The following is a 12,300-nucleotide window of genomic DNA, read 5'->3' on the forward strand; positions in this document are numbered from 1 at the left end:
CGTGACGGATGCGGGCGAGGTGGGCCGGGCGCTGGAGCGGATCGGGCGGGAGGATCCGCTCCTGTGCGCGTTCATCGAGGTGTGGCCCGAGAGGGCGCTCTCCGACGAGGGTCGGGCCCGTCAGCTTCCGCTGGCCGGTATGCCGTTCGCGGTCAAGGGGCCGGCCGGTATCCGCTCGTACGCGGCCCGGCGACTGGTCGCGGCCGGCGGCGTCCCGGTCGGCGCGACCTCGGTGCCCGGCCCCGGCACGCCCTGGCAGACCTGGGGGCTGGGCGCCCATGGCCGTACGGTCAACCCGTGGCACCCCGAGCGCACACCCGGCGGCTCCTCGGCGGGCTCGGCGGTGGCGGTCGCGGCGGATCTGGTGAAGCTGGCGACCGGCAGCGACGGGGCGGGGTCGGTACGGATTCCGGCGGCGTGGTGCGGGGTGTTCGGCCTGAAGACGACGAACGGCCTGCTGCCCTCCCCCGACCGGTCCGGGCTCGCTTCCGCCGGGGTGCTGACCCGTTCGGCGGCCCAGGCCCAGACCTATCTGCGCTGTGTCCTGGACGGCTGCGAACCGGCGACGGCGGACCTTCCGATCCCCGCTGTCTTCAGCCCCGATCTGGGGTACGCGGAGGTCGACCCGGAAGTCGAGTCGGTCGTCCGGCGCGCGGTGGGGCGGCTCGTGGCGGGCGGGGTGGTGCGGCTCGTGGACCGTACGTGCGAACTGTTCGACCCGCGAGAGGCATGGCAGGCGGTCCGGAGCGGGGAGCCGTCCCCGGCCGCCGCGGAGATCCGCCGCGAGAACGACGTCCGGCTCGACGGCCTGTTCTCCCGTACCCCTCTGCTGCTCACCCCGACCACCCCCAACCGCCCGCACGGCCACGACGGTCCGGGCGAGCTCTACTCGACCGCGCTGACCTGGGCTTTCAACCTCAGCGGGCATCCCGCCGCGAGTGTGCCCGCCGGATTCACGGCGGACGGCTGCCCGGTCGGGCTGCAGTTGGCCGCGGAGCGCGGGGCGGACGTCTCGCTGCTCGGAATGGCCCTTGCGGTGGAGAAAGTACTGATGACCTGAAGGGCTTCGTCGACGCCCTCGACCCGGTGAACGCGGTCGCCGACAAGGCCGCCGACTTCGTCTGGCGGCTGCAGAGCGAAACCGGCAACGCCACCGACGTACCGATCTTCGGGGACACCTGACTGATCGTGAACATGTCGGTGTGGCGCGACACGGACGCACTGACGGCGTTCATGTACCAAGGGCAGCACCGCGAGCTGCTGGCGCGGCGGCGCGAGTGGTTCGAGCGGGTGGAGGAGGCCATGACGGCCCTGTGGTGGGTGCCGGCGGGCGTGCGCCGACGGTGCAGGATGCCGAGGAGCGCCTGCGTCATCTGCGTGAACACGGGCCCACGGAGCGGGCGTTCACTCTGCGGAAGTCCTTCCCGGCACCTGCCGCGACGGGCCGACCGGGCGGTCGGGCGGCGCCGACCGCGAAGGGCTGACGGCTCAGTTCAGCGGCTCCCGGCGTTGCAGCCACTGTGCGGGCACTCCGTCGACCCCGGTGGCCGCGCCGACGACGCCGCCGGTGATGGCGCAGGTCGTGTCGACGTCACCGAAGCCCTCGGCCGTTGCCCAGAGCGCCGCTTCCAGGTCGTCCGGGTGCCGGGCCGCGGTCCACAGGGCGAACGGGACCGTGTCGTCGGCGCGGATGCGCTGTCCGTTGCCCAGCAGGTCGGCAGCCTTCCACGGCTCGGTGGCGAAGGGTACGTCCATGGCCCGGTGCAGGCCGTCGCGTACGAGCCCCTCGGGGGTACGGTCGGCGACCGCGGCCAGGGTGAACTCGCCGCGGACCGACAGCGCCGCCGCAACCGCGACGGCCACCGCGCCCGCAATGCCCTCCGGGTGTGCGTGGGTGACTGCCGCCTGCAGCGCGGCCTGCTCGGCGGCGTGAGGGACGTCCTCGTGGAAGTGCGCGCCGAGCGGTGCGACCCTCATCGCGGCACCGTTGCCGAGGCTGCCGCCCTCGAAGAGTTCGGGCGCCAGTGTGCGCCAGTCGGCCGGTGAGGTCAGCAGTTCGGGCAGCAGGATGTGCATGCCGTGGCCGTAGCCGCGGGCCGGGTCGGCCTCGAAGGCGAGCGCGAAGCAGAGCGCGAGGCGGTCCTGTTCGACCCGGCCGTTTTCGTCGATGGCGCGCAGCAGGGCGCGGGCCAGGGCGGTGTCGTCGGTCCAGTGCCAGACCGGTTCCTCGGGGGTGCGACGCGCCTTGATCTCGTCGAATGCCTGCCGGGGCTCGCGGAAGAGCGGGAACCACCGCTCGCCGAACGCATCGCCCAGGGCCAGTGCTTCAAGGCTTCGGCGGGCGGCTGCGGAGCCTGCGGTGAGGGGCGGGGGCGGAGTCGTCATACGCGCCATCCTCCCGGGACCGGCGGACGGCGTACATCCATTATGGCCCAGGAAAGTGCCCCGTTCCGTCGTGCTGTCGAACGATCTCGAGCCGCTTTTCGCGCCCTACCGTGACTGCATGACCGTTCTTCATGTACGCGACCACGGCGGCCCCGACGACGGTGGCCGGCCGGTCCTTCTTCTGCTCCATGCGGCCTCGCGTTCCCTCGCCGACTGGGACGCCGTCGCCCCGCACCTCACCTCCGGCCACCGGGTGCTCGCCGTGGACCTGCCCGGGCACGGCCGCAGTGCCGCTGCGTCGTGGTCGTTCGACGCGGTGCTGAGCGACCTGGACGAGACCCTTGCCGCCCTGGGGGTCTCGGGCGCCGTGGTCCCTGTCGGGCATTCGCTGGGCGGGATGGTCGCCGCGCTGTACGCCGCCGAGCGGCCGGACCGGGTGTCGGGGGCGGTGAACCTGGACGGCTTCTGGTGGGGCACGCCCGCGCAGTACCCGGGGCTGGACGCGGGCGAGGTGACGCGGCGGCTGGCCGAGATCGGGGACTTGGCCCGGGCGTCGGCGGGGCAGCGGATGCCCGCGGAGTACGTGGAACAGCAGGCCACGTACAGCATGGGGCTGGGCATCCCCTACGAGCGGGCCGAGGCCTCGTTCCGCGCGAGTGTGCGAGAACTCGACGACGGCGGGTGGCAGTTGCTGCCGGAGCGGGAGTGCGCGCTGGAGATGCTGGATGCTCTGGACGCCCTCGATCTGTTCGCGCTGTTTCGCCGTGTCCCCTGCCCGTTGCTGCTGGTCCGGGCCCTGCACCGGGTTCCGCCGACGCCCGGTCTGGAGTGGCTGGACGAGCTGTTGGAGGCGTACGGGCAGGGCCTGGCCCGGGATCTGGCAGAGCTGGCGGCGGAGCGGGCGGGCGTCACGGCCCAGGGCATCGGGGCGACGCACGCGATGCTGCTGGAGGTGCCGGAACAGGTGGCCGAGCTGGTGCGGGGATTCGTCGCCCGGCTGTGAGTCCCCCGGGTCCCCGCCGGACGGCCGCTCTGTTCTCAGTCCCCGGACGGGCCGGCCCCGCCCCGCGCAATCGCCTCTTCGACCTCGGCGACCCTGGCCTGTTCCTCCGCCGCGAAACGGTCCCGGTCCAGTTGCTCGGCCAGCTCCTCGTCCTGGGCCATCAGCAGGTCGAGGCTGGAGTCGCCGAGCTCGAAGACACCCATGTCGACGTATGCCTTCTGGAGCCGTTCGCCCCACAGGCCGATGTCCTTGACGCACGGCACTATCCGGCTGAACAGCAGCTTGCGGAAGAGCTGCAGAAACGGTGACTGCTCGGAGAGTTCCTCGGCCTCCTGCTTGCCGATGCCGAAGTTCTCCAGCACCTCGACGCCCCTGAGCCGGTCGCGCATCAGATAGCAGCCCTCGATGACGAACTCCTCGCGTTCGCGCAGTTCGGCGTCGCTCAGCTGCTTGTAGTAGTCGCGAAGCGCCATCCGCCCGAAGGCGACGTGCCGGGCCTCGTCCTGCATGACGTACGCAAGGATCTGCTTGGGAAGCGGCTTGGTCGTCGTGTCCCGGATCATGCCGAACGCGGCCAGGGCGAGGCCCTCTATGAGGACCTGCATGCCGAGGTAGGGCATGTCCCAGCGGGAGTCGCGCAGGGTGTCGCCGAGCAGGCCCTGGAGGTTGTCGTTGATCGGGTAGAGCATCCCGACCTTCTCGTGCAGGAACCGGCTGTATATCTCCGCATGCCGGGCCTCGTCCATGGTCTGGGTCGCGGAGTAGAACTTCGCGTCCAGGTCGGGGACGGACTCCACGATTCTGGCGGCGCAGACCATGGCGCCCTGCTCACCGTGGAGGAACTGACTGAACTGCCAGGCGGTGTAGTGCTTGCGCAGCTCGCCCCGGTCCTTGTCGGTCATCTTCGCCCAGTGCGGCGTGTCGTACAGGGTGAGGACGTCGTCCGGGGTGCCGAGCGGGTCGGCGGGGTCGACCTCCAGGGACCAGTCGATGCGCTTGTTGCCGTCCCATTGCTTGTCCTTGCCCTTCTGGTAGAGGGCGAGCAGGCGTTCGCGGCCGTCGTCGTAGTCCCAGCTGAAGCGGGCGGCGCCGGAGGCGGGCACCTGCCACAGCGGTGCGTCGGGGGCGGTGGTGTAGAGGTCGTGTGTCGACACGGACGGCTCCTTCTCGCCTTGTGTGCTCCGATAGGACCGACCGGCACATGGGGGGCGGCGTCACGGGGCTGGGCACGCACATCTGCGGCGTTGTCGTCAGTCGACAACTCCCCCATAGCCCTAAAGGCATGGGGGGACCCCCTTCGCGTTGTCTCCCTCCTCCGCCTTGCAGCTGCACGCACCCAGCCCCGCTCCTTCTCCCACCCCCCATTTGCCGGTCGGTCTAAGTTCCGTGGCGGTTGAGTCAGTTGGCAGGTTCACACGTTGATAGACGCCGGGTCAACAAGTCGTGCGCAAGGGATTGACGGCCTTACTGACAGAGAGTCTCATAAGAAGTGACCGTCGGTAACCCATGTGTGAGGTGCCTCCAGCCATGACGACAGTGACCGAACGCGACGTGCAGTTGCTTCGCGATGCACTCGGCCCGCTCCGGGACCGCGAGCAGATCGCCGAGCGGCTGCTCGAATCCTCGGCCAAGCACTCCTTCGATCCGGACAAGGAACTCGACTGGGACTCGGCGATCGAGGACGGCAAGTGGTTCTGGCCGCCCGAACTCGTCTCGCTCTACGACACCCCGCTGTGGCGGAGGATGTCCGAGCAGCAGCGGTCGGACCTGGCCAGGCACGAGGCGGCCTCGCTGGCCTCGCTGGGCATCTGGTTCGAGATCATCCTCATGCAGCTGCTGGTCCGGCACATCTACGACAAGCCGGTGACCAGCAACCACGTCCGCTACGCGCTCACCGAGATAGCCGACGAATGCCGGCACTCGATGATGTTCGGCCGCATGATCAAGTGGAGCGGGTCGCCCGACTACCCCGTACCGCGGGTCTATCACAACCTCGCACGCGTGCTGAAGACCATTTCCACCACGCCCGGTTCGTTCGCCGCGACCCTGCTGGGCGAGGAGATCCTCGACTGGATGCAGCGGCTGACGTTCCCGGACGAGCGCGTCCAGACGCTGGTGCGCGGTGTGACGCGCATCCATGTCGTCGAGGAGGCACGGCACGTCCGGTACGCCCGCGAGGAGCTGCGCCGCCAGATGGTGACCGCCCCGCGCTGGGAGCGCGAGTTCACCCGGGTGAGCTGCGGCGAGGCGGCCCGCGTCTTCTCCGTCTGCTTCATCAACCCGCTGGTGTACGAGAACGTCGGCCTGGACCGCCGCGAGGCCGTCGCCCAGGTGAAGGCGAGCGGCCACCGGGCGGAGATCATGCAGACCGGCGCGAAGCGGCTGACGGACTTCCTGGACGACATCGGGGTACTCAACGGGGTGGGACGCAGGCTGTGGAAGAGCTCCGGCCTGCTCGCCTGAGCCGACGCCCCGTTGCCCGTTCGGGCGGAGCGCTTAGGCTTCATGGCATGACCGCTGCCGCGCCGCCGACCCGTGCGTACCGAAGGCTCAGCGTCGAGGAGCGCCGCACCCAGCTCCTCGGTGCGGCGCTCACTCTGTTCGCACACCGGGCCCCCGACGAGGTCTCGCTCGACGAGGTGGCGACGGTCGCCGGGGTCTCCCGCCCGCTCGTGTACCGCTACTTCCCGGGCGGACGGCAGCAGTTGTACGAGGCGGCGCTGAGGTCGGCCGCCGAGAAACTGATCCTGTGCTTCAGCGAGCCGCCCGTGGGGCCGCCCATCGAGCGGGTGCTGCGGGTGCTCGACCGATATCTCGCCTTCGTGGACGAGCACGACGCCGGCTTCAGCGCACTGCTGCGCGGCGGGAGCGTCGTCGAGACCTCCCGTACGACCGCGATCGTCGACGAGGTGCGACGGGCGGCGGCCGAGCAGATCCTGCTGCACCTGGGCCGGGGCGCCGCGGGTGCGGGGCCCCGGCCCGGACCCCGGCTACGGATGATGGTGCGCACCTGGATCGCGGCCGTCGAAGCGGCGTCCCTGATATGGCTGGACGAGGGTAAGCAGCCCGCCGCGGCCGATCTGCGCGACTGGCTGGTCGACCAGCTGATCGCGCTGCTGGCCGCGACGGCGGCGACGGACCCGGAGACCGCCTCGGCGGTGGCGGAGCTGCTGCCTCTGGAGAATGCCGCAGGTCCGGCCGGGCGGCTGGCAGAACGGCTGATCCCTGTGGTCGGCGGGGCGGCCCATCTGCTGCCCGAGGGCTGATCGGTCAGACTGGGGCGGTGAGAAGCGAGAACACCCACTTCACCGGCGGCCCCCTGGACGGGCGGGTACTGCCCGTACTCGTCGGTCCGACCGGCCATCCGCCCAAGTGGTACGAGGTCCCGGTGCCGGCCGCCGACGGCGGGCCCGCCACCGTATACGCATACCGCCGGGTGCCGGCCGGTCACTCCAAGCGGCTGGGGATTCCGCGGGGCTGGGTGTACGAGTACGCCCCCGAGGGCCGTGAGCGGCACAGCCGCAAGTGGCCCTGGTCCAAGCCGGACTGAGGGTGCGGCACCCGGCGGGGCGGAGGGATCGGTCTAAGATCGACGCTCTGGTGCCGGGCACGGTCAGCAAGGGGGTGCGCCATGGAGGCGCTGCGTCAGGACGATCCACGCCGCATCGGTCCGTACGCCGTGCTGGCGCGGTGCCGCGAGACCGCGAGCGCCGTTCAGTACCTCGCGCACGACACGGCCGCGGGCAGAACCGTGGTGGTCACCGCCGCCCGCCCCGAACTTGCCGCGCTGCCCGCCTTCCGGCGCCGCTTCCAGGCGGAGGCCCGCACCGCGGACCGGATGGCCGGTGGCTGGGTCCAGCCGCAGCTCGACACGCCGGCCGATGACGCGGACGACGACCTGCCGTGGACGGCCGGCCCCTACGTACCCGCGCTGACGCTCTCCGAGGCGATCGAGCTCGTGGGGCCGCTTCCCGAGCGTGCCGTGCGGATACTGGGCGCGGGCATTGCCGAGACCCTCTCCCGCGTGCACGCCACCGGAGCCGTGCTCCAGGGCCTGGCTCCCGGGACGGTGCTGCTGGCCGAGGACGGGCCGCGGCTCACCGCGTTCGGCCCGCTGGGCGCTGCGGCCGCCGCCGAGGCCCGGCCCGGAGGGCAGTTGTCCGTACGTCTCGGCTATCTCACCCCGGAACAAGTCGAGGGAGAGGAGCCCGGACCGGCCTCGGATCTCTTCGTGCTGGGCCTGCTGCTGGCGTACGCGGCGACCGGCACGACCCCGCTCGCCGACGGCCCGGCCGCCGAGGGCGCCGAACGGATCGCCCGCACGGACCCTGAACTCGGCGCGGTTCCCGAGGAGTTGCGAGACCTGATCGCCCGCTGCCTCGCAAAGGACCCGGCCGACCGGCCGAGTGCGGGAACGGTGGCGGCGGAGCTGGCCCTCGAGGGGGCGGCGGGCCTGGCAAAGGGCGACTGGCTGCCGGAACGGTTGGCGGCTGCGGTGACGGAACAGGGGGTGAGGGTCCGGGATTCGGTCTCGGCGGGTCATCCGGTGGATGCGCCGGTTGACGGGCCCGTCGACGGACCTGCGGACGCCACACCATCGGGCGCACCGGCCGACGCGCCCGGTCGCGAACTCGCCCCTGCCCGGGACACCCGTACCACTCAGCTGGGGGACATCGGGCGTCACGTCCCGAGGACCGACCGGCCCACGACCCAGCTGTCCGTACCGCGCGAACTCACCGCGCCCCCTGCCACGCCCGCCGCCGGGCTTCCTGCCGTACTCCCGCCCTCCACTGTGCTGCCGCCCAGCCCGCTGCCGGTCCCCGCGGCTCCCGCCCCCTCCCCGGCCGCCCCCGCCGTCGGTCGGCGCAGCCTCTTCATCGGGCTCGCCGCCGGGGCCGCTGGGCTGGTGGTCGGCGGGGGTGGGGTGCTCGCACTCGGGTCCGGTGACGGGGGGACGACGGACGATCCCAAGCCCGCGCCGAGCCGCAGCGGTCCCACCGTCGCGGGGCTGCCGCCTCAGCCGCGTTGGGTGTACACGCACCCGGCGGCCGAACCGCCGCCGCTCACCGCCGCCCTCTGGAACGATCGGCTCCTGGTGCTGACCAGCGAGAGCGGGGCGGCCGGCATCGATCTGCGTACCGGGCGCCGGGTCTGGGAGAACACGGACGCCGCCAAGGGACAGGCCGCGCTGCCGGCCGGGGAGGATCTCTGCTTCGTCGCCGGTCCGTCCGAGTTCCTGTGGCTGTCGCCGAAGGACGGCAAGGTCGCGCACCGGGTGGGATACGCGGACGAGTTCACCGGGGCGCCGAACCTCGCGGTGTCGGGGGTCGTCGGCTCGTTCGGACCGGTGGTCTGGTTCACCGGCTCCAACAAGGTCACGGTCAAGGCCCCGGCTCCGAAGAAGGGCAAGAAGCGCGGCAAGGACACCCAGGTCGTCAAGTCGTATCTCTTCGCCTACGACGTCCTGCAGCGCAAGGAGCTGTGGCGGACCCCCGTACCCACCGGGCGCGGACCGGCCGCCCCCGTCCACCGGCTGATCTCTGTCGGGCAGGACGACTTCGTCGTACGTCAGAGCACAGGCACGTTGACACCCGGCGATGTGAAGGCCGCCAAGGGGAAAGCCGTCTTCCGGGGCTTCGACCAGAAGACCGGAAAGCTGCTCTGGAGCAGGTCGTTCGGCACGATCGCACCGGACGGAGCGGCCATGGGCGACGACCGGGGCCTGCTGTACGCGGCGGTGGGCGACGATCTCCAGGCCTTCGAGATCCCCGCAGGCAAGCCGAAGTGGACGCTGAACGGCACCACCGGGACCCCGTACGGGACCCCCGTCGCCACCGGAACGCTTCTGCACACCACCAACCGCAACCAGGAAGTGGGCGCGGTCGAGCGGGAGACGGGGCGGCTGCGCTGGCGGCGCTCGACGGAGGCGGCACCCGGCGCCGCCGCCCCCGCGGTGACGCTCAGCACGACCGGCAGGACGCTGTTGGCCGCGGACGGAGCCCAGGTCACCGCGTTCGCGGCGGAGAACGGGCGACGGCTGTGGAAGTTCCAGGACATCGGGTCGCAGGACCCGAAGGGGCCCACAGTCACCGCTCCGTACCGGGTGCTGGCGGCCGGAAAGACCGCCGTCGTCCAGCGCGACCGGATCTTCTACGCCTTCCCGGTCACCTGAGCGAAGGCCCAGGAGGTCCGCGCCCGCCCACCGCCTTCCGGGCGAACCCGTCTGCCGCCACACCGCACGGTTCTTGCATCTCGTGACACCGAGTGACCGTATTTGATTCCTCGCGCTCACTCATGGGGAAGTCCCATGACTCGCGCCGTCACCGGAGGTGATGTCGTGTCAGGCGGAGTCCTGCGTGCGGTCTGCACCGCGACCCTGACCACGCTAGTCGTAACCTCGCCGGCAGCCGCCGCACCCGTGGACCCGAGACCCGCCGCGGGCACCACCGCGAAGTCGCCCGCCGCCCCTGCGGCCACGAACAAAAGCGTCGCCCAGCTGCTGACCGAGCTGCAGAAGCTGTACCAGCGGGCCGAGGAGGCCACCGAGACGTACAACGGGACCGCGGCGGAGCTGAAGAAGCGCAAGGCGCAGGCGAAGAAGGTTCACGCCTCCCTCGTCGCCGCCCGGATCGCGCTGTCCGACAGCCACGACGAGGCGGGGCAGCTGGCCCGTGAGCAGTACCAGGGGCGGTCCGACATCTCCTCGTACATGCAGCTCCTACTGGCCCGTGATCCCGAGCACTTCCTGGACCAGGAGCATGTGATCCGGCGTGCGGCGACCGGGCGGGCGGCCACCGTGAAGCGGCTCACCGGCGCCGAGAAGCGCGCCGACGACCTGGCGGCCGAGTCCCGCAAGGTGCTGGACCGGCAGCAGGTCCTGGCCACGAAGCAGAAGAAGCAGCGGGACGCGGTGCAGTCGCGAATCAAGGCCGTCGAGGCAAAACTGGCCACGCTCTCCGCCGCGCAGCAGGCCGAGCTGTCCCGGCTGGAACAGCAGGGCATGGCGAAGGCTCAGGGCGCCCTGGCCGCCTCGGGCGCCCTGTCCTCGACCAGGTCGCCGTCCCAGACGGGCGGCGAGGCGGTGGAGTACGCGATCGGGCAGGTCGGCAAGCCGTATGTGTGGGGTGCGGAGGGGCCGGACTCGTTCGACTGCTCGGGGCTCACCTCGCAGGCCTGGGCGAAGGCGGGCCGCGTCATTCCGCGGACCTCACAGGAGCAGTGGCGGCAGCTGCCGAAGGTGCCGATCGACGCACTACGCCCGGGCGACCTGGTGATCTACTTCCCGAAGGCCACTCATGTGGCGCTGTACATCGGCAACGGCCAGGTGGTGCAGGCGCCCCGGCCGGGTTCGCAGGTGAAGGTCTCGCCGGTGGCGTCGAATCCACTGCTGGGTGCCGTACGGCCGGATCCGCAGAGCGCGCCGTTGTCCGCGTACAAGCCGCCGCAGCTCCCGCAGGGGGCGTCCTCGGGCTCGGACGCGGGGTACAGCTCGTCGTCGGCGCCCGAGCAGTAGCCGGCCGGGGGCCGTGGCGTCCGCACATGACAGCCGGGCCGAGTCCCGTCGGATTCCCGACGGGACTCGGCCCGGCTGCTGCGGTCAGGCGGCCGACGCGGCCCCGGACACCTCGGCAAGGTACGCGTTCGTCTTCTCCGGGTCGAAGAAGAAGTTCTCGAAGTCCGCCGGGTTGTTGAAGCCGTTGGCGAAGCGGTTGGCGACCGGCTGGAGCTGGCCGGCTGCGCCGATCAGGTTCAGCACGTGCTCCGGCGGAACGCCGAGCATCGCGTTGGTCCACTTCACGACGTGCTGCGTGGTCTCCCAGTGCCGGTCGAACGTGGCCTGCATCCACTCCGCGTCGAACTCGCGGTCGCCGTGCTCGATGATCGAGTTCAGGTAGGAGTTCGCGCACTTGGAGGCCGTGTTGGAGCCCTGGCCGGTGATCGGGTCGTTCGCGACGACCACGTCCCCCACACCGAGGACCAGACCGCCGCCGGGCAGCCGGCCGATCGGCTTGCGTACGGTCGGGGCGTAACGGCCCGCCAGGGTGCCGTTGGCGTCGGTCAGTTCGACCTTGGTGGCGCGGGCGTACTCCCACGGCAGGAACCGCTCCATGAGCTCCAGCGTCTTGGCGAGGTGCTCGGACGGGTCCTTGATGCCCTGGAACGCGTCCAGCGGGCCGCCCGGGACGCCCTCCCAGAACAGGATGTCGGCGCGGCCCGACGTGGTCAGGGTCGGCATCACGAAGAGCTCGCCGACGCCGGGAACCAGGTTGCAGCGGACCGCGTCGAACTCGGGGTGCTCGGGGCGCGGGCCCATGCCGTGGACGTACGCGACGGCCAGGGCGCGCTGCGGGGCGTCGAACGGCGAACGGGACGCGTCCCGGCCGAACATGGAGACCAGTTCGCCCTTGCCCGCGGAGACCATCACCAGGTCGTAGGTGCGGGAGAAGTAGTCCAGGTCGGAGACGGCGGCACCGTGGATGACGAGCTGTCCGCCGCGCTGGGCGAAGGTCTCCATCCAGCCGGCCATCTTCACGCGCTGGTCGATGGACTGGGCGAAGCTGTCCAGCTTTCCGACCCAGTCGACGGCGCGCGAGGAGTCGGGAGCGGCGACCGAGATGCCGAGGCCCTCGATGCGCGGGGCCTGGGACTCCCAGAAGTTGAGCTGGTAGTCACGCTCGTACTGGAGCGCCGTGTCGAACATGCACTGCGTCGACATGACCCGGCCGGAGCGGATCTCGTCGGCGGTGCGGTTGGACATCAGGGTGACTTCGTACCCTCGGGACTGCAGTCCGAGGGCGAGCTGGAGACCGGACTGACCGGCTCCGACTATGAGTATCTTCCGCATCGCGGTTCTCCGTTACGTGTTGCGTGCGAGCGAGGAGGGTGCTGAAGATCTAGGCCGATCCGGCCAA

Annotated in this window: 10 protein-coding genes and 1 pseudogene; 8 read left to right on the forward strand and 3 right to left on the reverse strand. The window is 71.2% G+C overall.

Annotated features, from left to right (window positions below):
* Position 1 precedes the first annotated feature (1 nt).
* Positions 2-1,060 (forward strand): amidase family protein, encoded by a 1,059-nt coding sequence (locus tag OG953_RS14300; protein ID WP_405684564.1) that lies wholly within the window; start codon positions 2-4, stop codon positions 1,058-1,060.
* Positions 1,057-1,484: pseudogene (locus OG953_RS14305) on the forward strand (DUF3291 domain-containing protein). The gene OG953_RS14300 and the pseudogene OG953_RS14305 overlap by 4 nt, the downstream one beginning before the upstream one ends.
* Positions 1,485-1,488: 4 nt before the next feature.
* On the opposite strand, the gene OG953_RS14310 reads toward OG953_RS14305, so the two are convergent.
* Complete coding sequence (locus tag OG953_RS14310) at positions 1,489-2,385, reverse strand: ADP-ribosylglycohydrolase family protein (protein WP_405684565.1); 897 nt, start codon at positions 2,383-2,385, stop codon at positions 1,489-1,491.
* Between the two features lie 118 nt (positions 2,386-2,503).
* Between OG953_RS14310 and OG953_RS14315 the strand changes: the two genes are divergently transcribed.
* A complete protein-coding gene (locus OG953_RS14315; protein ID WP_405684566.1) occupies positions 2,504-3,388 on the forward strand; it encodes an alpha/beta fold hydrolase in 885 nt (294 codons plus the stop codon).
* Between the two features lie 35 nt (positions 3,389-3,423).
* Here the strand turns inward: OG953_RS14315 and OG953_RS14320 are convergent, their stop codons facing one another.
* Positions 3,424-4,542 carry a ferritin-like domain-containing protein gene (locus tag OG953_RS14320; RefSeq protein WP_405684567.1) on the reverse strand — a complete coding sequence of 373 codons (1,119 nt, stop codon included), beginning with the start codon at positions 4,540-4,542 and terminating at the stop codon, positions 3,424-3,426.
* Positions 4,543-4,915: 373 nt separating this feature from the next.
* On the opposite strand from OG953_RS14320, the gene OG953_RS14325 reads away from it, so the two are divergent.
* From OG953_RS14325 to OG953_RS14345, 5 genes are all read left to right on the forward strand, one after another.
* Entirely contained in the window at positions 4,916-5,851 is a 936-nt protein-coding gene (locus OG953_RS14325; RefSeq protein WP_405684569.1) for a diiron oxygenase, read from the forward strand.
* A 47-nt stretch (positions 5,852-5,898) separates the two neighbouring features.
* Complete coding sequence (locus OG953_RS14330) at positions 5,899-6,654, forward strand: TetR/AcrR family transcriptional regulator (protein ID WP_405684570.1); 756 nt, start codon at positions 5,899-5,901, stop codon at positions 6,652-6,654.
* Positions 6,655-6,671: 17 nt separating this feature from the next.
* On the forward strand, positions 6,672-6,938 hold the full coding sequence (locus OG953_RS14335; RefSeq protein ID WP_405684571.1) for a hypothetical protein: 267 nt from the start codon (positions 6,672-6,674) through the stop codon (positions 6,936-6,938).
* An 81-nt stretch (positions 6,939-7,019) separates the two neighbouring features.
* Positions 7,020-9,560, forward strand: a complete 2,541-nt coding sequence (locus tag OG953_RS14340; protein ID WP_405684573.1) for a PQQ-binding-like beta-propeller repeat protein — start codon at positions 7,020-7,022, stop codon at positions 9,558-9,560.
* Between the two features lie 165 nt (positions 9,561-9,725).
* Positions 9,726-10,901 carry an NlpC/P60 family protein gene (locus OG953_RS14345; RefSeq protein ID WP_405684575.1) on the forward strand — a complete coding sequence of 392 codons (1,176 nt, stop codon included), beginning with the start codon at positions 9,726-9,728 and terminating at the stop codon, positions 10,899-10,901.
* Between the two features lie 84 nt (positions 10,902-10,985).
* On the opposite strand, the gene OG953_RS14350 is transcribed toward OG953_RS14345, so the two are convergent.
* Positions 10,986-12,233, reverse strand: a complete 1,248-nt coding sequence (locus OG953_RS14350) for a styrene monooxygenase/indole monooxygenase family protein (protein WP_405684576.1) — start codon at positions 12,231-12,233, stop codon at positions 10,986-10,988.
* Positions 12,234-12,300: the final 67 nt, after the last annotated feature.

Source organism: Streptomyces sp. NBC_00057 (assembly GCF_045041165.1).
Classification (GTDB): domain Bacteria; phylum Actinomycetota; class Actinomycetes; order Streptomycetales; family Streptomycetaceae; genus Streptomyces.

Excerpts from the sequence above, each read along its gene's own strand:
- OG953_RS14310 (WP_405684565.1), bottom strand. The coding sequence starts at position 2,385 with ATGACGACTCCGCCCCCGCCCCTCACCGCAGGCTCCGCAGCCGCCCGC.
- OG953_RS14340 (WP_405684573.1), top strand. The coding sequence starts at position 7,020 with ATGGAGGCGCTGCGTCAGGACGATCCACGCCGCATCGGTCCGTACGCC.
- OG953_RS14330 (WP_405684570.1), top strand. The coding sequence starts at position 5,899 with ATGACCGCTGCCGCGCCGCCGACCCGTGCGTACCGAAGGCTCAGCGTC.
- OG953_RS14350 (WP_405684576.1), bottom strand. The coding sequence starts at position 12,233 with ATGCGGAAGATACTCATAGTCGGAGCCGGTCAGTCCGGTCTCCAGCTC.
- OG953_RS14325 (WP_405684569.1), top strand. The coding sequence starts at position 4,916 with ATGACGACAGTGACCGAACGCGACGTGCAGTTGCTTCGCGATGCACTC.
- OG953_RS14315 (WP_405684566.1), top strand. The coding sequence starts at position 2,504 with ATGACCGTTCTTCATGTACGCGACCACGGCGGCCCCGACGACGGTGGC.